Below are 23,417 nucleotides of genomic sequence, written 5' to 3' on the forward strand. Positions count from 1 at the left end.
ACTTCTCTTCAACTATCCAACCGATTCTTCTCTGCCCATCCAGTTAAAATCAGACCTCTTTGAGGATGGAAACATTTCACAGTAATACCATCCAGACCACGTGCAGTCATCCCAGTATATGTATATGGTTAAAATCAGACCTCTTAGAGGTTTATTCTCTTTTTAAACCATTAAAATCAAAAGTAAAAAAGCTATTTTTATTCTTAAACTCAGTAATACTTATACATCTAAATATATAACAAACTATTTAAATTAGTAATACTAAAAGAGAGAAAATCCCCAGAAAATTTTTCAACTAGTATTAAAAATTATTACAATTTAGAAAAAATAAAAGATTTATGGATTCAACCCTATTTCAAATAACCCTTCTTTTTCATCAAATCCAAACATTATATTCATGTTCTGTATTGCCTGCCCACTTGCTCCCTTAACTAAATTATCTATTGCTGAGATAACCACCAATCTACCATGTTCATCAATCTCAAACCCACCAATATCACAGAAATTAGTTCCTCTAACCCAAGTTAATTTTGGCAAAACATCTGAAAACACTCTAACAAAAATCTCATTCTCATAAAACTTTTCATAGAGCTTAATTATCCCCTCTCTATCAACATCTTTAGCTAAGAATGTATGTGCAGTTGTTAAAATTCCTCTTGTTATTGGGGCTAAGTGAGGAGTGAATGAAACTTTAGCCTTTCCAAGTTTTTTTAATTCCTTTTCAATCTCTGGGGTGTGTCTGTGGGTAGTTATCTTGTAAGGGTTTATATTTTCATTTACATTTGGGAAGTGGGTTGTTTCCGTTGGATTTACTCCTGCTCCACTAACTCCAGTTTTTGAATCAAATATAATTCTCTCCTCTATAATTCCATCTTTAACTAATGGAGCAACAGCCAAAATAGCCCCTGTTGGGAAGCAGCCAGGATTTGCTACAAGTTGAGCTTTTTTTATCTCCTCTCTATGCAATTCTGGCAATCCATAAGCAATTTTCACATCTGGCAATCCTTTATGTTTTATTTTATAATATTTTTCATACAAGCTTAAATCCTCGAATCTGTAATCTCCACTTAAGTCAATAACTTTCATTCCCCTCTCAATAAAATCTGGAACTATATCCATTGAAGCTCCATGTGGTGTTGCAGTAAATACTAAATCAGCATCAACCTTATCAATATCTCCAGTAAAATAAAGCTCTTTATATTTTCCAATACCTTTTAAATGTGGGTGAATTTTGAAAACATGCTTTCCAGCTTCTTTTCTTGAGGTTATATATGCTACATTAACTTTTTCATGATTAGCCAATAATCTCAATAATTCAGCTCCTGTGTATCCAGTAGCCCCAATTATAGCCACTTCTTTCATAACTATCACACAATTTCATCAATTGTTTATATCGTTTTATTTATTTAGCATTAATTAATAGTTAGGTATTACCTACTTTAATCTTTTAAGCTATGGCTAAAAAATTAAAAAATACTCTTTGGAATGTTTTTTAGAAAAAATAAGATTAAAAATTAAAATGGATTTATAGTAAATGAGGAGGAACTATATCCTTAGCAATTAAATCAGCATAAGTTTCTCTCTCCCTTATTAAAAATACTCCCTTCTTACTTGTTAAAACCATTCTTGGTCTTCCTCTTGCGTTATAGTTGTTAGCCATGCTAATTCCATAAGCACCAACATCAAATATAGCCAATATATCTCCAACCTCTACCTTGTCAAGCTCTCTATCTCTACCAAAGACATCACTACTCTCACAAAGCCCTCCAGCTACACTCACAACCTCTTTTTCATCCTTAACTTTACAGTTTATTATGTGATGATATGCCTCATACATTGCAGGTCTCATCATATCGTTCATTCCAGCATCAATCATAACCCATTTTGTTACTGGTGTTTCTTTTATATGATGAACTTTTCCTAACAAATAGCCGGCAGTAGCTACCAAACTTCTACCTGGCTCTAATATGAGGTTTGGCATCTCTACCTTGTCTTGATATTGAAGCATTGTGTTTATTATTGCATCAGCTAAATCTTTTTGAGTTGGGATTTCTTTATCCTTATAGTAAGGAATTCCTAAACCTCCCCCTAAATTGACATCCTCAATCTCAATACCTTCTTTCTTTAATTCAACAACAAAATCCATAACCTTTCTTGTTTCTTCAACAAATGGACTTATATCTGTTAATTGAGAACCAATATGACAATGGACTCCAACAACCTTCACATTCTCCATCTCTAAAGCCATTTTTATTGCTTTCATTGCAATTCCACTCTCAACATCCAAACCAAACTTATTTTTCTTTAAACCAGTTGAAATCTTTGGATGTGTTTTTGGGTCAACGTTTGGATTTATTCTAAAAGCTACATTTGCTATCTCTCCAATCTCTTTTGCTGTTTCATTGATTAAGATTAGCTCACTTATGCTATCAACATTAAAAGCCCTTATCTTTGCTTCAATACCCATTATAATCTCTTCCTTTGTTTTACAGTTTCCATTAAAGACAATTTTATCTGAAGGAACTCCAGATAGCTTTGCTATATACAACTCTCCTCCACTAACAACATCTGCCCCACAACCTAATTTAGCTAACAATCTTGTAATAGCTAAGTTTGCATTTGCCTTATATGCATAGGCAACAATAAACTCTTTTCCTGTCTCTTCCTCATATCTTTTAAATGCCTCAACATATCTGTTGTAATTTATCTTTATTTGCTCCTCTGACATCACATATAGAGGGGTTCCAAACTTCTCTGCTAATTCAATTGCATCATAACCATCTATAAACATTCTTCCATCTTTTATCTCTACCGTATCGTTGCCTAAAAACATTTTTTCACCTAACAATCTCTTAATAAATAAAAATAATGCCCCGGAGGGGATTTGAACCCCTGTCTGAGGGTCCGCAGCCCTCTATGCTATCCTGGCTACACCACCGGGGCTCTCTCATTCTAAAAATTAAAAATTAAAAAAATTTTTTATTTACAAAGCTCTTTCAACTCTCTAACTAACTCTCTATCTATTCTACCGTTATTTCTATCTCCTCCTTTACATGCAGCCCCCCTAACACCAACAATATCTGTTCCAATCTCCTTCAAGATTGGTATATGTTCCTTCTTTATTGAACCAGCTAATGCACACTTCAACCCATAGCTATGGGCTTCATCAACGAACTCAGCTAAAATCTCTTTACTTTGGAAATCAAATAATGTCTTCCCATCTTTTATTGCAGTATCTAACATAGCAACATCGCATCCAGCATCTCTCGCAATCTTTGGGATTATTAATGGTTCAACAGCTCCAACTCTATAAGCATCTGCATAACCAGCAGCTACAACTATCTTATCTTCATCAATATCCTTAACAGCTTTAACAACATTTTTCATTAACTCAACTGCCTGATAATAATTTTTAACTCCATACAATCCAACTTTTATATAATCAGCTCCACTTATAGCCGCTCCAACAGCAGCTAAAGAAATTGTTCCTGGTTTGTATGGAACATCTCCAACTGTAGCACTAACCAACAAATCTTTTGGAGTCACTTCTCTAATTGCCTTAATCATCCATGGAAAGTTAGCTCCTAAAGAACCTTCTTTTGGATTCTTTACATCTATAATGTCTGCTCCTCCAGCTATAGCCTCTTTTGCTTCTTCAACGTCTATAGGACTTACCAATAGTATCATAACATACACCTATGATATTGATTTTAATGAAAATTAATAGGACTTTCACAGTTTTATATATTACTTTGGAAATTGGATGCCCTTTGGGCATCTTTATTCAAATAATTATTTATTCCTGTGAAAGTCCTATTAACAACAATGTATATAAAAACTTAATGTTTCAATATGAACCTTATTTAATAATTTATTGTGTATTATGATGTAAGATTTATCCCTTTAGATTTTGTGGTAAAGGTGATATTATGGGAAAATTATTTGGAACTTCTGGAATAAGAATGAAAAACTTATCCCCAAAAATTGCTTATAAAGTTGGCTTAGCAGTAGCTAAAAAGTATAAAAAAGTTGTAGTTGGAAGAGATACAAGGACTACTGGGAAGTTAATCGAAACAGCATTAACAGCTGGGATTTTAAATGGTGGTGGAGAGGTTACAACTATAAATATAGTTCCAACACCTGTTTTAGGTTTTAACGCGAGGAATTATGATGCTGGAGTTATGATTACTGCCTCTCACAATCCTCCTGAGTATAATGGAATAAAGCTTTTTAATAAAAATGGTTTAGCTTTTAATAAAAAAGAAGAGGATGAGATAGAGGAAATTATATTCAAAGAGGATTTTATTGAAGTTGAGTGGCATAGTGTTGGCGAGATTTGGGAAGATAGTAGGGCAATAAGAAATTATATGGAGCATATTCTTAAAAATGTTGAAGTAAATGAGAAATTTAATGTGGTTGTTGATTGTGCAAACGCCTCTGCTTGCTTAGTATCACCATATCTATTTACAGATATTGGCTGTCATGTTATATCAGTCAATAGCCACATGGATGGAAGATTCATTGGTAGATTGCCAGAACCTGATGAAAAAAACTTAAGAAAGACAATGGACATGATTAAAGGCCTAAATATGAGTGGAGAGAGTTATATAGGCATAGCACACGATGGAGATGCAGATAGAATGGTAGCAATAGATGAAAAGGGAAGATTAGCTGATTTTGATAAGTTGTTAGCTGCTTTTTCAAGATATATGGTTGAAAAAACTGGCAATAAAACAATAGTTACAACAGTTGATGCCTCAATGATTATTGATGAATATTTAAAGGATTTAGATGTAAAAATTATAAGAACAAAGGTTGGAGATGTGGCTGTTGCTGAGGAGATGATTAAAAACTCTGCTGTTTTTGGTGGAGAGCCAAGTGGAACGTGGATTCATGCTGACATACATTTAACACCAGACGGTATTTTGAGTGGATTGAGAGTTTTAGAGATGTTAGAGTTCTACAATAAAAAATTATATGAAATATTGGATGAAATCCCATCTTATGTAAATTTAAGAGAGAAGATTCCATGCGAAGATAGCAAAAAAGAAAAAGTAATGAATTATGTTATTGAGAATGGGGAGGGGATATTTAAAACAGTTCCTGAGACAGTTGATGGAGCAAGGTTTAACTTAGAGAATGGATGGGTTTTAATAAGACCTTCAGGGACCGAGCCATATATAAGGGTTAGAGTTGAGGCAAAAAATAATAAAGATGCTAAAGAGTTGTTAGAAAAAGGGATAAAGTTAGTTAAAGATGCTTTAACCTCTTCATAAAATTATTTTTTATAATTGGTGATAGAAATGGATGCTATAATACTATGTGCAGGGAAAGGAGAAAGGTTAAGACCGTTAACTGAAAATAGGCCAAAACCAATGATTCCTATAGCCGGAAAGCCAATTTTGCAACATATCATTGAGAAAGTTGAGGATTTGGTAAATAATATCTATCTAATTGTTAAGTATAAAAAAGAAAAGATTGTTGATTATTTTAAAAATCATCCAAAGGTTAAGTTTTTAGAGCAGGGAGAAATAGATGGAACTGGACAGGCAGTTTTAACTGCTAAGGATTACATAGATGATGAGTTTTTGGTTATAAATGGAGATATTATCTTTGAAGACAACTTAGATGAGTTTTTAAAATATAACTATGCTATTGCTATTAAAGAAGTAAAAAATCCAGAAAACTTTGGAGTTGTGGTTTTAGATGAAAATAATAACGTTATAGAACTCCAGGAAAAGCCAGAAAATCCAAAATCAAATCTAATAAATGCTGGAATATACAAATTTGATAGAAAGATTTTTGAATTAATTGAAAAAACAGAAATTTCTGAAAGAGGGGAGAGAGAAATTACAGATGCAATAAAACTTTTAATTAAAGAAGAAAAGGTTAAAGCTATTAAGTTAAAAGGATATTGGAACGATGTTGGAAGACCATGGGATGTATTGGAAGCAAATAAATATCTACTGGATAAGATAAAAACAGACATTAAAGGAAAGGTTGAGGAGAACGTTGTTATTAAAGGAGAGGTTATAATAGAGGAGGGGGCTGTTGTTAAAGCAAATTCAGTTATTGAAGGGCCAGCAATTATTAAAAAAGGAGCTGTTATAGGGCCGTTAGCTTATATAAGGCCATATACTGTTTTAATGGAAAATACCTTCGTTGGAAACTCATCTGAGGTTAAGGCAAGCATAATCATGAAGAATACAAAAATTCCTCACCTATCTTATGTTGGAGATAGTATAATTGGAGAAAACTGTAATTTTGGCTGTAATACAATCACTGCCAATCTAAGATTTGATAATAAACCAGTTAAGATTAATATAAAGGGTAAGAGAGTTGAGAGTGTTAGAAAATTGGGAGTTATAATGGGCGATAACGTTAAAACAGGTATTCAAGTTTCTTTTATGCCTGGGGTTAAAATTGGAAGTAACTGCTGGATTGGAGCAAGTTGTTTGATTGATAGGGATGTAGAGAGCAACACTTTTGTTTATAAGAGAGATGAATTAGTGTTTAAGAAGCTAATCAACAAATAAATAACCGGTGGGAATTAATGATTATAGGAGCTAATACATCAAAAAACTTTTTTGAAAATTTGAAAGAGGAGCAGATTCAACAATGTGGAATTGATTTGAGAGTTTGGAAGATATTTAAGATAGAAGGAGAGGGAGTTATTGATTTCTCAAATGAAAAAAGAAAGTTACCAAACTATATTGAGGTATTCAGTTCTGAAAAAGATGAATGTATAAAATTAGAGAGTGGAGTTTATATTGTAAAGGTAGCTGATTATATAAAAATCCCAGAAAACGTTGCTGGCTTTGCATATCCAAGAAGTTCTCTATTGAGAATGGGAGCAACCTTATATTCTGCAGTTCATGACCCTGGCTATGAAGGAAGGCCAGAATATTTACTGCAGGTTTTTAATCCAATAACTATCTACAGATATGCAAGAATCGCCCAAATTGTTTTTGTTGAGTGTAAGGATGTTAGAGGAGTTTATGAAGGAATTTATAAAGGAAAATAAGATAAAATAAAATTATAAAACCCCAACTCCCTTACCAACCTCTGTTCTTATTGTATTTTCATAATAGCCCCTCAAAATCTCTTCAACCTCATCAATAAACTCCTCTTTTGGAAATGCAATGATTGAAGGGCCGGAACCACTAATTGTAATGCCATAAACTTTGTCTTTAAGCTCTTCTTTGACTTTAAAATAGTTAGGGATGAGTTTTCCTCTAACTGGCTCTATAACTTTATCAGACATCATATACCTTCCAAATAATGATTTATCTTTATTATAAAGGGCATAAACCATTCCACAAGCCTTTCCAACATTATTTACCAAATCTTTTAAGCCAACACTTTTTGGCAGTATTTCCCTTGCTTCCTTTGTGTTTATTGAAATGTTAGGAATAGCTATTAAAATATCAAGCTTGAAATCTATTGGTATATGTAAAATCTCTAATGGCTCATAGTTTGTTACCATTGTAAAACCTCCAAATATAGCCGGAGCTACGTTGTCAGCGTGTTTAGCTCCTGAAGATGCAAGTTCTCCATAAGAGGCATAATCTACCAACTTTAATTTATCCAAATTAAGCTTAAATAACTCATTTATAGCATAGGCAGTCCCTGCTGATGAAGCTGCTGAACTCCCAAGACCACTACCTGCTTTAACTCCTTTTTTTATTGTTATCTTAACTCCTCTATCAATATTAAAATCATTCAGCATCTTCTTTGCAACAATCCCAGCAACATTTTTATCTGGGTCTGTAGGGATGTTTTTGTCATCTACTTCAATAATAATTTCTTTATCATCTATTGCCTCAACTTCAACTATATCATAAGGTTCTTTTAGGCATAAACCAAATACATCAAAGCCTACTCCTAAATTAGCAGATGTGCAAGGGGCTTTTACTTTAATTTTCATAATGTTCCCTCCTTAAACTACTTTTAATTTATTCTTCTAAAAACATCTTTCTTATAGCATCAGCGGCATCTTTCTTAACTAAAACTAAAACTCTATCTCCTGATTTTAATTCAGTGTCTCCACTTGGGATTTTTAGCTCATCCCCATCATAGATGGCAATTATTAAATAATCTTGTGGTCTTCCAAGCTCTTTAATCTTCTTATTAACTACCTTGGACTTTTCTGGGATTATAAACTCTAAAATCTCTGCTTCTCCTCTACCAACAATAGTTAAATCTAAAATTCCTGGTCTTTCTATTAATTTTTCTATATAGTTAGCAGCTATCAATTCTGGGGAGATAACTACATCAACTCCAAGCCTTTCAAAAACATCCTTATACTCAATCTCTGAAATCCTTGCAATGGTTTTCTTAACTCCACAACTCTTAGCTAATAGAGTGCTCATTAAATTAACCTCTTCCTTTCCAGTAACCGCTATATACATATCTGCATCCTCTATTCCAGCCTCCTCCAATGTTTTTATCTTTGTGCAGTCCCCATTAATCACTAAAGCATCTATATCTGCAGACGCCTTTTTGCACTTCTCCTTATCTATGTCAATTAAAACAATGTCATGCCCTTTTTCAGATAGAGATTTAGCTAAAGTATAACCAACTCTACCAATCCCAGCTATTATTATATACATAGTTTAACACCACACGAAAAAATTATTTATATGATTATCTTTTCATAATAATCCTCATATCCAAAATGCCAGTGTTTAATCTTTTCTTTCAACTCTTTCTCAAGCTCCAATATTTTATCAAACTCCTCCTTAGTTAGATATCCAATAAATCCTCTTTTTATTGCCTCTTCACATTTCAAACTGCAAGGAATGAAACCTGAAGGCAGAACAATGGCATAAACTCCCCTATTTTTTAACTCTTCTCTCATTTCTTCAACTTCTTTTAAATGCTCTCTATCTATTGCCACTCTAACATCTTCAACAAAAGATTTTATACAGCATTCTGGGTAATCTAAAAGCTTTCCTATTTCAAAATCATCCAATCTTCTATAAATTCCGAGTTCTGTTGATACAACTGGGTCTATAGCTGGTCTAACCTTTGGTTTGTATTTTTCAACAATTTCAATTTGGAACTTTAATCTATTGACTATATTTTGATATTGAAACTCATCTAAGCTCTGTATATGTTCCTTTAGAGTTTCAAATCCCTCTAACTCTCCAGTCCTTAATTTTTCAATTTTATATAAGAGTTTTTTAAGCATGTTTTCACTTAAAAAATTTTTATTGAGGCATTACTAATATTATTAGTTGATAATTTATTGTCCATCAATCTCTAACTCAAACCCAACAACTGGAAACTCTAACTCAAAGTTGGTAATAACCTCTGGATGAATCTCTCCAAAGTAGCCAATAATTTTGCCATCTTTTATTATTTTAGCACATCTTCCTTTAATGAATGATGGATGTTCAAAATTATCAAGCTCATACTCAATTTTAAGTTCTCTTAACAATCCCTCAACGTAGCTCTTTATCTCATTAAAGTTTGTTTCATTATCTACAATAACTCCAGCTATTTTTTTGATTGTCTTTGCTCTTGTCTCAGAATTTTCATCAATAACAACACAATCTCCAATCTCAAATATTTTTTGTGGCAACTCTTTATGTTTATTTATCCTCAAAGTTTCCATTAATAATGGTAGAATGCTTTTTCTAACTATTCTATGCTCAATTGATGCTGGTTTCAAAACTTCTATATAGTTGTTGTCTTCAATTCTCATCTTTTTAAATAAAACCTCATCATTTGAGAGCATTAAGTTTATAACCTCGTAGAATCCAAATCCAACCATAATTTCTCTTATAAAATCACACTTCTTTTCTAATTGGTTGAGTTCCCCAATAGTTCCAATAATTGGGTATTCTCCAGAGAATTTATTATAACCGTAAGCGATAGCTACTTCTTCAGCAATGTCAATCTCTCCAAAGACATCTACCCTATAGGCTGGGATATAAACCTTTATTTTGTTATCCATAAATTGGGCATCCAATCTACATCTTCTTAAGTAATTTATTATAGACCCAGGGGTTAAGTTTGTTCCTAAAACTTTGTTTATGTATTCAGGAGTAGTTTCTAAGACATCCTCCTTTAAATTTGGATAAACTACACTCTCTCCATTTTTAATTACTTCAACGGCATGTATTTTTCCATATTTTCTCTCTGCTAATGCGGTAACAATAATATTTAGAGTTTTTTCTACTGCATATTTATCAGTTCCAGTAACATCAATCAACAAATTCCTTGTTTCAGTTGTAACTCTTGTTAATTCTCCGTTAATTATTGGTGGCATTGATAAAACATTATTTTCACTATCTAAAATAATTGGAAACTTATCATCTTTAATTAAATGGGCATATTTTATTCCTTTTTCATGTTTTTCTAAAATCTCTCTTGGTGTCATTTCCTCATCTGAGTTTAATGGAACAAACTTAATCTCATCCCCACTAACTTCTTTGTAGTAGAATGGGGGCTTAACTTTATCTGCATCGTGAATTCCTATTGCCACTTTTTTCCTATCTCTCCCCATAACCCAGTGTAATTTCTCTTGAAGGTTAATAATGCTCTCTAAAACATAATCATCAACAATAACACCCTTAACTAAAGCCATAGCTATATAAGGCCTTGTTTCAACATTTTCAACATATAGTTTTATGTCTGAACTCTCAATGTCATATTTTTTTAATCCTGTTTCTATCCCAATAATTCCTCTAAAACCTCTTGCTAAACCTTCAGCACTTAAATAATCTGGCCTATTTGGGTTTATTGAGAACTGAATAATTTTTTCTCCATCTTCTTCAAAGATTCCTTCAACCTCAACACCCATCATAGGGAATTTTTCTTCAATAAATTCGTCATCTAATGGCATATTAACTAATCTCTCTAAATCAGCTTTTTTTACATTTATTGTTGGCATCTTCTCACCAGCAGTATTCTTTATAAGTTTATTGTAATAATAAGCTAACTAGCTTAATAAAGCTTTATTACTGCAAAATATTTATATATGAGTTTGTCGATATTTTTTGATTAAGGTGTTTTTAGGTGTTTATTATATTGTTGTGTTTGTCTCGTTGAATAAACTCGGAATTTGATAAAAGTAATAATTAATTAGTATTTATCAATTTAGTGGATTTAAATTTAATTTCTAAGGGTCTGTTGGTTTAATCGTTTGGAATATTTAGGTTTATTAAATTATTTGGATTTTTAAAAATTAAGATTGGATATTTAGCTAAATAAAATTTCCCTAACCAATAAGTTAAATCTTCAAATTTAGAAAGATAAGAATACTTAATTTCGTTAAAAGAGAAAGATTTAAATATCATTAGGTTTATAAATAAAGATAGTTATCTATACTTAGAAAAATACACCACCAAAAAGTATAAATATTAGAAGTGTAATAAAAAATAGGTTGTTGATGATTGCCCTGTTAAAATAAGACCGATTCGGTATGGAAACAATCTACATTAACAGGTAATGACTGTCCTGTATCTGAACGCTCGTTAAAATAAGACCGATTCGGTATGGAAACAATTGTTTAGCAACATTTAAAGCAGTTTCTAATGTTAAAATAAGACCGATTCGGTATGGAAACTTGGTCAATGGCATTGATTGAGAATTCAATATCAACTGTTAAAATCAGACCGATTCGGTATGGAAACACTATTTTCATAGCTGTGAATAAAAAAGAGCGAGTTAAAATCAGACCGATTCGGTATGGAAACATCTACAAACTCTAAGTCTAATCCAAAAACTACGCAATAATTAAAATCAGACCGATTCGGTATGGAAACCAGGTTTTGGCAAAAATTACAAAGCATTCATCTTTAGACAATTAAAATCAGACCGATTCGGTATGGAAACTGATATTTTCTAAAATGTTTGAGTTTTACTCTATGATACATTAAAATCAGACCGATTCGGTATGGAAACCAGTACTTTGCAGAAGTGCAAAAACTGGCTGAAGCGATAATTAAAATCAGACCGATTCGGTATGGAAACGCCTTTTGTCTTTGTGGCTCGGGGAGGGCATTTCGCCCTATTAAAATCAGACCGATTCGGTATGGAAACGTGGTAGTTGCTATTTTAAATCTTAAGTATCTTAACGATAATTAAAATCAGACCGATTCGGTATGGAAACAAGCTTCTTACTCAAAAATATGCTCTTCAAGTATTAATTAAAATCAGACCGATTCGGTATGGAAACTGGCAATATTTACCAGTAGGGCAACTAAGAATGCGATTAGATTAAAATCAGACCGATTCGGTATGGAAACATGTTTGAACGCTCGTTGGATATAGGTATATATTTGCTCCATTAAAATCAGACCGATTCGGTATGGAAACATGTTTGAACGCTCGTTGGATATAGGTATATATTTGCTCCATTAAAATCAGACCGATTCGGTATGGAAACATGTTTGAACGCTCGTTGGATATAGGTATATATTTGCTCCATTAAAATCAGACCGATTCGGTATGGAAACAAGCTTCTTACTCAAAAATATGCTCTTCAAGTATTAATTAAAATCAGACCGATTCGGTATGGAAACACTTCCAAACTTCTTTCCTACCTTCAACCTTGACAGTAATCTCAAAATCATTAAAATCAGACCGATTCGGTATGGAAACTCAGCCACTGCCCCACCACCAAGATTAAACCACTTAAGTTAAAATAAGACCGATTCGGTATGGAAACATGACAACCTATAGGCCGACCGAAAGCTTTATATAGTGTTAAAATAAGACCGATTCGGTATGGAAACGAACCTCCAGAAACTAACTCCCTGTGAACTAAATCACCAAGATGTTAAAATCAGACCTCTTGGAGGATGGAAACTGATTTTCTTCCTTCAGTGGGTGCCTACTTATCCACACTATTTTAGTTAAAATCAGACCGATTCGGTTATATTAAAAGAGATTATGTGGGGCTGAAAGCCCCACCTTAATCTATTCTGGGTATACCAATAGGGCAAAGCCCTATGGAATTAGACCGATTCGGTATAAAAATTATTAGGAGATTTGGATTATTATTTATTTTTACCATTATAAATCCACACATCTAAAGATATAATAACAAAATTTAAAACTCCCAACTCACATATCTCTTTTTGGTGAGAACTGATGATAATAGAAATTGAAGGGATTAAACTAAAACTACACCCAGAAGTTTATGAACCAGCTGAAGACTCTATCTTATTGCTAAAAAATCTCGTCAATGTTAAAAATAAAGAGGTTTTAGAAATAGGTATTGGAACTGGATTAATTTCAATTGCATGTGCAAAAAAAGGGGCTAAAAAAGTCGTTGGAGTTGATATAAATCCTTATGCTGTAAAATTGGCAAAAGAAAATGCTAAGCTAAATAATGTTGATGTTTTATTTTTTGAAAGTGATTTATTCGAAAATGTTAATGGAAAATTTGACATCATCTTATTCAACCCCCCATATCTGCCAACCTCTGAGGATGATAAAATAAACAGCTACTTAAATTATGCATTTGATGGAGGAAAAGATGGGAGAGAAATTTTAGATAGGTTTATTTACAACTTACCAAACTATTTAAAAAAGGGAGGAGTGGCTCAAATTCTACAGAGTTCTTTAACTGGAGAAAAGGAAACAATAAATAAACTGAAATCTCTTGGTTTTAAAGTTGAAATATCTGCCCGTTTAAAAGTTCCATTTGAAGAACTTATAGTTATAAATGCATGGAGGTTATGAATATGAAAGCTAAAGAAATTATAGAGTTTATTGAAAGCTTTGCTCCTAAAGATTTAGCTATTGAGGGAGATAACATTGGTTTGCAAGTTGGAGATGATTTAAATAAAGAAGTAAAAAAATTAGGCATTGCTTTAGACCCTTCACTATCAGTGATTAAGAAAGCAAAAAAAGAGGGAGTAGATTTTCTATTCACTCATCATCCTATATTAAAAGACCCAATAAGAAATTTCACTGGAGTTATTTACAAAAAATTAAAGATATTGATGGAAAATGATATCATCCTTTACTCTGCCCATACAAACTTGGATATCTGCAAAAATGGGTTGAATGATGCTTTAGCTGAACTTTACAATTTAGAAAATCCAAAACCATTGTATGATAATGGACTTGGGAGGGTTGGGATTTTTAAAGGAACATTTGAGGAATTTTTAGAGATAACTAAAAAACACATCCATGAAAATCCTATTGTTGTTAAAAGTAAAGAAGTAGGAGATAACTTTAGATTAGCCGTTTTATCTGGTTATGGTTTATCTCAATCATCTATAAAGTATGTTGCTGAGAAAGCAGATGTTTATCTTTCAGGAGATTTAACTCACCACTCAAAAATTTTAGCTGAGGAGCTTGGTTTAGTTGTTGTTGATGCTACGCACTACTCAACTGAAGTGTTTGGATTAAAAAAATTTAAGGAATTTTTATCTTCAAATTTGGATTTGGAGATAGTTAGCTTAGATTTTTAAATTTTTAGTATAGTTTAATGTTAATTTCATATTCCATATTGTATGGCTTAGAGTTTAAAATTTCCATTATTCTATTTTTTATAGGCTCAGTTTTTATAGGTTTTTTAATAATTCCCAAAGATTTTTTCTGTATTATTATTATATCGCACTTGCAAATATATCTATTATTATATCGTCCAATTTTAATTTTTAAAGCGTAATCTTCAATTAAATCTTGGTCTTTTAAAATTGACAATACATTTTTATCCAATTCATTTTCAATTGAAAGCTCTATATCCTTTATTTCATCTTCTGTTAATAATGTATCTTCGCCATAGTCAAAAGTCTCTTTTATTAGATTTTCTATAAATTCCTCATCTGGTTCTTTAATTCCCAGTTGTTTTAAAAGTTCATCCCTTGACAGTGTTCCACTCTCAATGGTGTTTAATTCCACAGTGTTTGTTTTTTTAATTTTCTTTTTTTGGACTCTTGGAATCGTATCCAATACATCACAAACAATTATTTTTTCACATCCATTTTCTGATTTTAACACTTCAAGTAAATCTTGTATGGCATCATTTAATTTCTCTTCATCTACAATAGCTTCAATTTTTGTAAATTCTTCTAACACCTCTGTCTCATATATTTGCCCCCTATATTCAATGACAATTTTTTTATTACTTTTTTCTTTTATATCTGAAAGAACATACTCGTCTATAATGGCATATCTTTTCAAAATATTTAAACAGTACAAAATTTTGTTTTGGGGGAGAATTATCTCTATTTTTTTCATTCCATCACCCTGCCAAGATATTACGGAAAGAAATTTCCTTCCGTCCATGGTGTTATACACCAAACCCCTATAAAAAGATAACCTAACCAACATTCTATTATTATGCACTTTAAAATAACTGAAAAGTTTTATATATGATTTGAAATTTAACTAAAATTATTAATTATTAAATACCAAAAATTATCAAAGTTTAGTAAATTTTTTTATTAAAATAAATTTAGTGTGAGAGTATGTCAATCTTCTATGTTCTTGGAAAGAAGGGAACGATAGAGATATTGTATAAAATTAAGGAAGGTGTAAATTCTTTCACAAGCATAAAAAATGCTTTAGATATGGAAGGATGTGGGGTAAGCACAAGAACATTAGCAGAGAGATTAAATGAATTAGAAGAAGAAAATCTAATACAAAAAGACGGAAGTAAATACTATCTAACAAAGAAAGGACAGGAGGCAATAGAGATTATTGAAGATATTATGAAATGGGAGGCAAAGTGGAAAGAAGCAAAGATTCCTAAGATTATAATAGGAATGCTTGGTGATAAAGAGAGATAAACGTTACAGGTGGATACAAATGAAGGTAATCACATTCTCAATTGCAAAAGGTGGAACTGGAAAAACAATTATTACAGCAAATGTTGCAGCAGCTTTAGCAACCAGAGGTAAAAAAATCTTACTAATTGATGGAGATATAGGCTCAAAGTCTTTATCCCATCTTCTAAATGTGAAATCAAATATATTTTTAGCGGACATTATCGAAGAAGAACGCCCAATAAAAGATGCCATTATCAAAACTCCAATTAATAACATCGAATTATTGGTAGTTGGAAAATCACTTGCTGATTATCTAAAATTCGACATAAATATTTTAAAGAGATTCAAAGAGTTGGGGGATTATGATTATGTGTTTATAGATGCTCCATCGACATCAAGTGGTGTTGAAACGTACTTAGCTTTAGGTCTTTCTGACTACTTCATCCCAGTTTTAGATTACACTGCCTTTGGTCCAAGTTTGCAAGGGGCTATAAATACAATAGTCATTGGAAAGAACTATCTAGAAAGCATACCTGCAGGATTTATAATAAACAAAGCCGAGGATTTACCGGAGAGTGTAATTAACGATATCAAGAAAATATTAGGATTGGAGTGCATCTCCATAATCCATAAAAATTCTCTCGTAGAGCAATCTTATGCAAAAAAAGAAATAGTCTATCTAACCTCTTTAGACAGGAAATTTGCCGAAGAAATTAACAAAATCGTTGATGCTTTAGAAAAGCTAAAAGAGGTAAAAGAAAGGGACATTCCAAAGGTCATTGAGAAAATAAAAGAAAGTACATTACTATAAGGACTTTCTCAGGAGCAAACTCTTAATTCTAATTTAATTAGTTTTTGTCTTTATCATTATTTAATATCATTACCTCTGCAAGTGTCTTCAAAATTTCTTTTTGTTCTTCTTCTGACGGTATTTTAACATTATATTTCTTTAATAGGTCTTCATCAATATTGAATGTATTTTTGTAGTTTATTTTTATCTCCTCATCAATATAGCTTTTTATCAATTTTTCCTTTAATTTTGTAGCATGTTTTAAGAAACATTTACTAATTTCCACTGCAAAAATTACAAAAAATGCTCCTATTAAAGTCATTATTAATCTTTCTTTAACAAAGATAGGTATTACTGAAATGTAATCCTCTGCCGATAAGTTTAAATACACAATTCCCAAAATTGAGCCATATAGGTGGTCTACCATTACTGATGTGAATGATAAGATTATTGCCCCAACTATCAATTTTTTATAATCTTTGTTAAACAATAATTTGCTTATCTTTTCTCTGAAAATGAGGACAAGTAATAAAGCAAGGATTGAAAGACAGGGATTGCAAAAAGCCACTCTACCGACATCTGTTAAATAGAATAGCAATAAACCCATAATTAAAATTATAGCAGCATATTTCCATTTTCCTTCAGATAACGCTCCCGCAGATATAACAGCCAATGCTGGAGGGATTAAAGAGTAAATCCCAAAATAAAATGCCTTCGAATTAAAAAAGAAGTAAACTAATGTCACTAACACGACTGCAAAAAATCCGTAAATTGGACCCAATAAAAGACCACACACGGCTGATAAACTTGGATATGCACTTATTTTATGGGTTGAACCAATCATTTGAAATTTAAGAAATGGGATAAATATAAACATAAAAGTAACAGTCCAGACAAATATTAAAAATAGCATTTTTTATCTTTTCTGAGGAATTTGAATATGTTCATAGTAATCCCCTAAAATATTAATCAAAAATTAAACGTTTAGTTTTTTATTTTATAAATATATTTCTATTTTACTTTCGACCATTCTAAGTTATATACATTAATACTATAAAAAATTTTAGTAAAAATATTACTTAAAAATTTTTGTTTCAAAACTTTAAAACTTTTTTTAGGTGTTATAGATGATTGATATCCTTAAAAATATAAAAGTAAAAGATATAATGACAAAAAATGTAATAACTGCAAAAAGAGATGAGGGTGTAGTAGAAGCATTTGAAAAAATGTTAAAATATAAAATTAGCTCTTTACCTGTAGTAGATGATGAAAACAAGGTTATTGGTATAGTAACAACAACTGATATTGGGTATAATTTAATAAGGGATAGATACACATTAGAGACAACAATAGGAGATGTGATGACAAAGAATGTAATTACAATACGTGAAGATGATAATATATTAGAAGCCATTAAAAAGATGGATATCAACGGAAAGAAAGAGGAAATTATTAACCAACTACCAGTAGTCGATAAAAATAACAAATTAGTTGGAATAATTTCAGATGGAGACATAATCAGGACTATCTCAAAAATTATATAAATGTTATTAATAAATATCTAGCTATTTTCATTATATTATTACAATTTTCGTAATTTTTAAGTATGCTCTCCTCCGAGCTAAAGCTCGGAATTCCTTAGTAACAAATAATGGTGAAACTATGTCAGTAAATTATAAAAGTGTCATTGCAATGGTAGATGATGCCTTAAACCTTGTTGAAATAGTTGAAGAACACCCATGCCCAAACGGTAGTGAATGGGTTATCTACCAGTATAAAAGAACCTCTCCTTTAATATTATCAGCATGGAGAGAAGGAAATAAACACCACTTTGTAACAAAAATTGGCAAAGAGAAATTAAACTTAGTTCCTTCATTATCAGCTGCAGGGATTGAAGAAGTGTATGTAGAAAATAATAGGGTTCATATAGTTTATGCGGGATTGGCTGGAGGAGGAGTAGGAACTGAGCTAAGGAAAGGGGCTAAAAACGTCCTTGAAGTAAATATTTTAGAGAAAGGAGGGGGTTCAAAACTTGGGAGAGCAGAAGTTGTAACCCCAAAAATGGAAAAGGTTATCATTGGTATTGATGACACTGACACAAAAGAAGAAGGAGCTACTTGGGTTTTAGCACATGAAATTGGTTTAGAAGTTGAGAAAAATAACTTAGGTTATTATTTAGACCATACAATTGTTCAACTCTATCCCGGTAACCCAAACAAAACTCAAAACTGTGTCTCTATCGCTTTAAGTTTTGCTGTCTATCCAGAATATAAATATAAGTTAGATAAATTTATTAAAAAATTATTAAAAGAAAGAAGTTTATCAGATGAAACAGCAATGGCTGTTTATTATGGCCTCTTTCCTTCAAAGAGCATGAAATTGTTTGCATTAAAAGCTAAAAAAGAAATGGTCAAAATAGAGGAAGCAAAATCCATAGCTTTAAGAAATAATATAAAAATAATTCCAATTAATGGAGAAGGAGGGATTATAGGAGCGGTTGCTGCTTTGGGTTTGGCAGAGCATCACTCATTAGCTCCAAAGTTGTGCGAAGATATCAAATTATAATAAATTTTGCAAAAACTATTAAATATTTTGTGGGACTATGGAAGACAAAGAGTTTAAAATAGCCATTATCGGCCCCGAAAATGCTGGTAAATCTTCAATAATGAATGCATTGTTTGGAAAGTATGTTTCATTGGTTTCTGAAGTTGGTGGAACTACAAAAATGCCAATAAAAAGATACTGGGGGAAATTAAAGATTGGAAGAATCAAGGAAGAGCCAGAATTTGTAAATTTGGTGTTTGTTGATTTGGGAGGTTTATATACAACGACAGACAAACAATCACCAATTATGACACCAAAAGTTTTAGAAAAGACATTTGAAGAAATTAACGATTCAGATATGATTATACATGTAATTGATGGTAGTGTTGGATTATTAAGAAGCTTTGAGAGACTCCACCACTTATTAAAGTTCAGATACCAAAAACCTATTATAGTAGTAATCAATAAATGTGATTTATTAAATGATAGTAATAAAGAAAATTTAAAGAACTACGTTGAAAGAAGAATAAAAAATAAGCCCATATTTGTATCAGCAAAAACTTTTGAAGGAATCCCGGAGTTATTGGACATCATTATTAAGTATTTAAAAAGGTGATGCAATGTTAGAAAAGTTAAAGAAGCTATTAGACAAAAAAAAAGGAAATCTTTCAGCACCAGCTCCAGTATCTATAGATGACTATTTAGGAGAAATTGAAGAAATTCCCATAACTCCAGCTGAAGAAGAAAAGGTAACAATAAAGGTTTGCAGTATCGAAGATGAAAAAGACGCTGTAAATGCCATAGTAATGGCTGAAGCAGGATATATCGTTATAGCAAAAACTCCCAACTTAGAGAAAGAGATTGACGATGAGTTTATTGAAATTATCAGAAAGATGAGAAATGAGGTTGCAAAATTCGGAGGAATGTTATTGGCTTTAGGAGATGAACATTTATTGATAACTCCAAAAAATGTTATAATAGAAAAACTTATTAAAGAAAAGAAGGAAGAAAATAACGCTATGAAAGAAAATAAAAAAGTAAAAGGAGAAAAAGAAGAGAAAAATGGATAAACTGTTATTTTTTAAATGTTTCTAAAATCTCAAATATGAACTCTTTTTTCATATAGTTTTTTACAAAATATCTTGGGAAGAAACTTTTAAAAAAGTTAGATGAAAACCTAACGGTTTTCATTGCTCGAAGCTAACGCTTCGATTAGATAAAAACCTTTAATGGTTTTCCCTTTCTTAATCTTAATAAGTTTTGCAAAAAACTATAAAATGTGAGACTATGAAAGTCTTAGATGAAATCGTCAAAAATAGAAAAAAATTGATTGAGATAGAAAAGAGGAAAGACATAATCAAAAACTTAAGGAGTCTTATTGATGAATTAAATATAGATGTAGAAAAAAAGAAAAAATTAAAGTTATCAAAAGCGATAAAAAAAGCCAAAGAAATAAAAAATCCAATAATCACTGAAATTAAACCATCATCTCCATCAAAAGGAAACATTAGAGAAATGAATCTTGAAGATGTAAAAAATATTGCCAAAGAAATGGTAGAAGGTGGAGCAACTGCTTTATCTATCTTAACAGAACCGAAATATTTCAATGGGAGTTATCATAATTTAATTGTTGCGAGAGAAGTAAATATTCCCATATTAATGAAAGATTTTATTGTTGATTTTTATCAAATCGATATAGCCAGTGAGATTGGAGCTAATGCAGTTTTATTAATTGTTTCAGCATTAAAAGAAGATGTTGGGGAGTTTTTAGATTACGCTAAAGAAAATAATTTGGAATGTTTAGTTGAGACACATGACAAGGATGAGATAGAGATAGCCTTAGATGCTGGAGCTAAGATTATTGGCATAAACAATAGAGATTTAAAAACATTAAAGATTGATTTATCAACAACTGAGAGATTAGCTCCATTAATCCCTAAATCTAAACTAAAAGTTGGAGAAAGTGGAATATATACAAAAGAGCAGTTAAATTATATTTTAAAATTTACTGACGCTGCTTTAATTGGTTCTTCAATAATGGAAAGTGAAAATATAAAAGAAAAAGTTATGGAATTGGTTGAAAGGTGAAACTATTTTTTCTTTTTTATTCTATATTTAATTTCGTTTAAAATCTTTTTTGCCTCATCAAACTCTTTATTGTTAATCTTTAACTCCAACTCTAAGAATTTCAACTCCATTTCAGCATTATAAAAGCCCTTATTTATAATCATCTCCTTATACTCCCAAAGCAACTGCTTTAATTTTTGCATTTTAAACTCTTCCCTCTCTTTATTAATTTTTTCCTTGTGTTTTTCAAAATGGTAGTAGAGAGTTGTTTCGGGAATAGCTAAAAGCTCTGCTACCTCAGTTAAACTTCTCTCCTTCAACAAATCAATGGCTTTATTTAAAACACTCTCTGGAATTTTTATTTTTCTCCCTCTTGGTTTTTCCTCTATATTTATCACAACGGTGGGAATTTCTTTTAAAACTTCTATTTTATACTTCATTTTTTTGTTGTTATAGACACTTTTAGGTATTCTAACAATAACAATGTCATCTTTAGCCATTTCTTTTATTTTTTCAATCTCTTTCCAGCTAACAATTTTATTTAATTCAACAATCATAAAAATCACATTATACCAAAGCATCTATTCAACTTATCATAAAAACTCTGCCCCTTTACAAAATAAGCGTAACTATCAGATTTTTCAAAGATTAGCTCATCATCTTTATTTATTTCATATTCAACACTTCCATCAATCACTAATAAAGCTGGTTTTTCTAATTTAAGCTTTAGTTTAATCTTATTTGAACCAGAAACTACTAAAGGCCTTGAAGATAACTTAAATGGACATATTGGAGATATTATAAAGCAATCAACGTTTGGCTCAACTATAGGGCCTCCAGCACTTAAAGAATAGGCTGTTGAACCAGTTGGTGTTGAGATAATTATCCCATCCGCCCTAACATTTTCAACAAACGTATCATTAACATATACATCAAATTCTAAAATTTTTGCAGGGTTTTTTGTAATAACCACCATCTCATTTAAGGCAGAGGGCGTTTTTATAACTCTATTGTCTTTTATTATTTTACACGACAGTTTGCTTCTTTTTTCTATCTCGTACTCTCCTTTAATAACTTTATCAATTACTTCAAAAATCTCTTCTTTATAAAACTCAGCTAAAAACCCAACTTTTCCCATATTTACTGCTATTATTGGTATGGTCTCTCCATTAACCAATCTCGAAGCCCTAAGTATTGTTCCATCTCCACCAATGGCTATGATATGAGAAATTGTTGATATATCAAACCTATCTCCTCCAACTCTCTCCCTTAAAAAGTCCTCAACACAATATGGGATATTTCTATCTTTTAGATATTTACAAATCTCTATAGCTAAGTTAATTGCCTCTTCTTTATCCTCCCTAACAACTATTCCAAATTTCGCTGGTTTTATAGCCCACTTATTACCAAATAGGGCTATAAGCTTTTTATGCAAATATTTGTTGCTAACGATTAAAGATGTTCTCTCCATTAAATGTAATTTCATATTTAATGGCTTCCCATTTTTGTTTGTTATTATAACATTTCCCTCTCTGCAGATAACATAAGCCCCAGCTATATCGCAGAGTCGAGAATTTTCATTTACATTTATATAAGCATCCAACGCCCCACTAACAACATAACACATCTCCAAAGCCATAGAGCCAAATAGCCTAATCCTCCTAACCTTTCTCCCTTTTAAAAATTCCAATAAATCATTAGACAGTCCATAAACAAACAATCCAACAGATGCTTCTTTTAAATCTTTTGTATCTTTTGCCTCTATTCTAATTTTTTCTCCATCTTTTTCTAAGAAACTTCCCTCCCCTTTAATAGCATAATATAAATCTTCGGTGGCCAAGTTCTTCACAATTCCTACATATAAGTCATTTATTGTATAGTTATTGGATATAAAACTTTTAATCCAATCAACATTGTTAATATTTTCTCTAATTAACTTTTTATCCTCTCCTTTAATTTTTGCTACTGCTATTGAAGTTGAATATATGGGGATAGATTTTAAAGCGTTGTATGTTCCATCTATTGGGTCTAAGACAAAGATGTAATCTAAATCATTACCCACAACTTTCAATCCAATTTCTTCACTTATTAAAATTCCTCCATTAAACTTCTCTAAAATATTTATTGCCATATTTTCAGCAATTACATCTATTCTTTTTGTTGGTGTTCCATCTGCCCCTATCTTAACCACTTCATCTGCCTTTTCCCAGCCAATTAAGGGTTTTATCTTTTTACCAATCTCCTCAACTACCTTCATCGCAATTTTAAAGCCTTCCATA

The 23,417-nt window shown here is 31.5% G+C and carries 23 protein-coding genes, 1 tRNA gene and 2 CRISPR repeat arrays (1 of these 26 only partly in view); of the genes, 12 read left to right on the top strand and 12 right to left on the bottom strand.

Features of this window, described 5'->3' with window-relative positions; genetic code table 11:
* A CRISPR array of direct repeats spans positions 1–157; the repeat unit is 30 nt (it extends 1,200 nt beyond the left edge of the window).
* A 179-nt stretch (positions 158–336) separates the two neighbouring features.
* The 4 genes from argC to MFS40622_RS06110 form a co-directional block, all read right to left on the bottom strand.
* Positions 337–1,362, bottom strand: a complete 1,026-nt coding sequence (argC, locus tag MFS40622_RS06095) for an N-acetyl-gamma-glutamyl-phosphate reductase (RefSeq protein WP_012980805.1) — start codon at positions 1,360–1,362, stop codon at positions 337–339.
* Between the two features lie 163 nt (positions 1,363–1,525).
* Positions 1,526–2,833: a diaminopimelate decarboxylase gene (gene lysA, locus MFS40622_RS06100; protein WP_012980806.1), complete on the bottom strand. Its 1,308-nt coding sequence runs from the start codon at positions 2,831–2,833 to the stop codon at positions 1,526–1,528.
* Between the two features lie 36 nt (positions 2,834–2,869).
* Positions 2,870–2,943: transfer RNA gene (locus tag MFS40622_RS06105), tRNA-Arg, on the bottom strand.
* A gap of 36 nt (positions 2,944–2,979) precedes the next feature.
* The gene (locus MFS40622_RS06110; protein ID WP_012980807.1) at positions 2,980–3,687 is read right to left on the bottom strand and encodes a (5-formylfuran-3-yl)methyl phosphate synthase; all 708 of its coding nucleotides are present in this window, start codon (positions 3,685–3,687) and stop codon (positions 2,980–2,982) included.
* Between the two features lie 242 nt (positions 3,688–3,929).
* On the opposite strand from MFS40622_RS06110, the gene glmM reads away from it, so the two are divergent.
* From glmM to MFS40622_RS06125, 3 genes are read left to right on the top strand one after another with little or no spacing between them, the layout of a single operon-like run.
* Positions 3,930–5,276: a phosphoglucosamine mutase gene (gene glmM / locus MFS40622_RS06115; protein ID WP_012980808.1), complete on the top strand. Its 1,347-nt coding sequence runs from the start codon at positions 3,930–3,932 to the stop codon at positions 5,274–5,276.
* 27 nt (positions 5,277–5,303) lie between these two features.
* Positions 5,304–6,536, top strand: coding sequence for a bifunctional UDP-N-acetylglucosamine diphosphorylase/glucosamine-1-phosphate N-acetyltransferase GlmU (gene glmU, locus MFS40622_RS06120; protein ID WP_012980809.1), 1,233 nt, complete (start codon positions 5,304–5,306; stop codon positions 6,534–6,536).
* Positions 6,537–6,553: 17 nt separating this feature from the next.
* Positions 6,554–7,024, top strand: a complete 471-nt coding sequence (locus MFS40622_RS06125; RefSeq protein WP_012980810.1) for a deoxyuridine 5'-triphosphate nucleotidohydrolase — start codon at positions 6,554–6,556, stop codon at positions 7,022–7,024.
* A 12-nt stretch (positions 7,025–7,036) separates the two neighbouring features.
* Here the strand turns inward: MFS40622_RS06125 and MFS40622_RS06130 are convergent, their stop codons facing one another.
* From MFS40622_RS06130 to pheT, 4 genes are read right to left on the bottom strand one after another with little or no spacing between them, the layout of a single operon-like run.
* Positions 7,037–7,927: a homoserine kinase gene (locus MFS40622_RS06130; protein WP_012980811.1), complete on the bottom strand. Its 891-nt coding sequence runs from the start codon at positions 7,925–7,927 to the stop codon at positions 7,037–7,039.
* 28 nt (positions 7,928–7,955) lie between these two features.
* Positions 7,956–8,612, bottom strand: a complete 657-nt coding sequence (locus tag MFS40622_RS06135; protein ID WP_012980812.1) for a TrkA family potassium uptake protein — start codon at positions 8,610–8,612, stop codon at positions 7,956–7,958.
* Between the two features lie 26 nt (positions 8,613–8,638).
* Positions 8,639–9,193: a DUF483 domain-containing protein gene (locus MFS40622_RS06140; protein ID WP_012980813.1), complete on the bottom strand. Its 555-nt coding sequence runs from the start codon at positions 9,191–9,193 to the stop codon at positions 8,639–8,641.
* Between the two features lie 54 nt (positions 9,194–9,247).
* Positions 9,248–10,900, bottom strand: coding sequence for a phenylalanine--tRNA ligase subunit beta (pheT, locus tag MFS40622_RS06145; protein WP_012980814.1), 1,653 nt, complete (start codon positions 10,898–10,900; stop codon positions 9,248–9,250).
* Between the two features lie 510 nt (positions 10,901–11,410).
* Positions 11,411–12,991: direct repeats of the CRISPR family, unit length 29 nt; unit sequence TTAAAATCAGACCGATTCGGTATGGAAAC.
* Positions 12,992–13,104: 113 nt separating this feature from the next.
* On the opposite strand from pheT, the gene MFS40622_RS06150 reads away from it, so the two are divergent.
* On the top strand, positions 13,105–13,698 hold the full coding sequence (locus MFS40622_RS06150; RefSeq protein WP_012980815.1) for a HemK2/MTQ2 family protein methyltransferase: 594 nt from the start codon (positions 13,105–13,107) through the stop codon (positions 13,696–13,698).
* Between the two features lie 2 nt (positions 13,699–13,700).
* The gene (locus tag MFS40622_RS06155; protein WP_012980816.1) at positions 13,701–14,435 is read left to right on the top strand and encodes a Nif3-like dinuclear metal center hexameric protein; all 735 of its coding nucleotides are present in this window, start codon (positions 13,701–13,703) and stop codon (positions 14,433–14,435) included.
* Between the two features lie 4 nt (positions 14,436–14,439).
* Here MFS40622_RS06155 and MFS40622_RS06160 read toward each other — a convergent pair whose 3' ends face one another.
* Positions 14,440–15,207 (bottom strand): DUF2226 domain-containing protein, encoded by a 768-nt coding sequence (locus MFS40622_RS06160; protein WP_012980817.1) that lies wholly within the window; start codon positions 15,205–15,207, stop codon positions 14,440–14,442.
* Positions 15,208–15,437: 230 nt separating this feature from the next.
* Between MFS40622_RS06160 and MFS40622_RS06165 the strand changes: the two genes are divergently transcribed.
* Together MFS40622_RS06165 and MFS40622_RS06170 are read left to right on the top strand one after the other, a co-directional pair.
* Positions 15,438–15,758, top strand: coding sequence for a winged helix-turn-helix transcriptional regulator (locus MFS40622_RS06165; RefSeq protein WP_012980818.1), 321 nt, complete (start codon positions 15,438–15,440; stop codon positions 15,756–15,758).
* Between the two features lie 19 nt (positions 15,759–15,777).
* Positions 15,778–16,548 carry a ParA family protein gene (locus tag MFS40622_RS06170; protein WP_012980819.1) on the top strand — a complete coding sequence of 257 codons (771 nt, stop codon included), beginning with the start codon at positions 15,778–15,780 and terminating at the stop codon, positions 16,546–16,548.
* A 37-nt stretch (positions 16,549–16,585) separates the two neighbouring features.
* Here the strand turns inward: MFS40622_RS06170 and MFS40622_RS06175 are convergent, their stop codons facing one another.
* Positions 16,586–17,272, bottom strand: coding sequence for a hypothetical protein (locus MFS40622_RS06175; RefSeq protein WP_232217804.1), 687 nt, complete (start codon positions 17,270–17,272; stop codon positions 16,586–16,588).
* Between the two features lie 382 nt (positions 17,273–17,654).
* Between MFS40622_RS06175 and MFS40622_RS06180 the strand changes: the two genes are divergently transcribed.
* From MFS40622_RS06180 to MFS40622_RS06200, 5 genes are all read left to right on the top strand, one after another.
* A complete protein-coding gene (locus MFS40622_RS06180) occupies positions 17,655–18,071 on the top strand; it encodes a CBS domain-containing protein (RefSeq protein WP_012980821.1) in 417 nt (138 codons plus the stop codon).
* A gap of 118 nt (positions 18,072–18,189) precedes the next feature.
* Positions 18,190–19,092 carry a methanogenesis marker protein 11 gene (gene mmp11, locus MFS40622_RS06185; RefSeq protein ID WP_012980822.1) on the top strand — a complete coding sequence of 301 codons (903 nt, stop codon included), beginning with the start codon at positions 18,190–18,192 and terminating at the stop codon, positions 19,090–19,092.
* Positions 19,093–19,129: 37 nt separating this feature from the next.
* The gene (locus tag MFS40622_RS06190) at positions 19,130–19,687 is read left to right on the top strand and encodes an Era-like GTP-binding protein (protein WP_012980823.1); all 558 of its coding nucleotides are present in this window, start codon (positions 19,130–19,132) and stop codon (positions 19,685–19,687) included.
* Positions 19,688–19,691: 4 nt separating this feature from the next.
* Positions 19,692–20,141: a cell division protein SepF gene (sepF, locus tag MFS40622_RS06195; protein ID WP_012980824.1), complete on the top strand. Its 450-nt coding sequence runs from the start codon at positions 19,692–19,694 to the stop codon at positions 20,139–20,141.
* Between the two features lie 217 nt (positions 20,142–20,358).
* On the top strand, positions 20,359–21,159 hold the full coding sequence (locus tag MFS40622_RS06200; protein ID WP_012980825.1) for an indole-3-glycerol-phosphate synthase: 801 nt from the start codon (positions 20,359–20,361) through the stop codon (positions 21,157–21,159).
* Between the two features lie 2 nt (positions 21,160–21,161).
* Here the strand turns inward: MFS40622_RS06200 and MFS40622_RS06205 are convergent, their stop codons facing one another.
* Together MFS40622_RS06205 and MFS40622_RS06210 are read right to left on the bottom strand one after the other, a co-directional pair.
* Positions 21,162–21,695, bottom strand: coding sequence for a hypothetical protein (locus MFS40622_RS06205; protein ID WP_012980826.1), 534 nt, complete (start codon positions 21,693–21,695; stop codon positions 21,162–21,164).
* Positions 21,696–21,700: 5 nt separating this feature from the next.
* Positions 21,701–23,416 (bottom strand): bifunctional NADP phosphatase/NAD kinase, encoded by a 1,716-nt coding sequence (locus MFS40622_RS06210; RefSeq protein ID WP_012980827.1) that lies wholly within the window; start codon positions 23,414–23,416, stop codon positions 21,701–21,703.
* Position 23,417: the final 1 nt, after the last annotated feature.

Source organism: Methanocaldococcus sp. FS406-22, assembly GCF_000025525.1.
Classification (GTDB): domain Archaea; phylum AGJL01; class Methanococci; order Methanococcales; family Methanocaldococcaceae; genus Methanocaldococcus.